A 406-nucleotide genomic window follows, 5' to 3' on the forward strand; every position below is an offset into this window, starting at 1 on the left:
TAATATATCCTTTTCTAATTCAATGCGTTGGATTTGCTTTTTAAGTTCGCGGATTTCAATTTGTTCGGGCGTCATTGGTGAAGCAGATGGTGTCTGGCCATTCCGCTCTTGCTTTAATTGAGTAACCCACTTACTGACGGTTGATTTACCCACCCCCATCGCTTTGGCTGCTTCTTCTTGAGTATAACTTTGGTCAACTACAAGCTGAGCTGTTTCTAACTTGATTGCCGCAGAATACGTTGCGCGTTTTAATTTCGTCATTTTTTCACCCAAATTTGTATGCTTATTAGCATAACATTTCTTTCTTAATGGGTGGCCAAATTAACTATGCCACTACACAAAGGTGAAGTCGGTAGAATCGCTGAAAATATTCTCAAACGTGAATTTACGGCAAAGAAGCCCAATC

Annotated in this window: 1 protein-coding gene; it reads right to left on the reverse strand. The window is 40.1% G+C overall.

What is annotated here, in order from left to right; genetic code table 11:
- The coding region (locus tag CWB65_RS19060; RefSeq protein WP_138741251.1) for a transposase at positions 1-261 on the reverse strand (261 nt) is incomplete at its 3' end.
- Between the last annotated feature and the right edge of the window lie 145 nt (positions 262-406).

This window comes from Pseudoalteromonas sp. S554 (assembly GCF_005930865.1).
Taxonomy (GTDB): domain Bacteria; phylum Pseudomonadota; class Gammaproteobacteria; order Enterobacterales; family Alteromonadaceae; genus Pseudoalteromonas; species Pseudoalteromonas marina.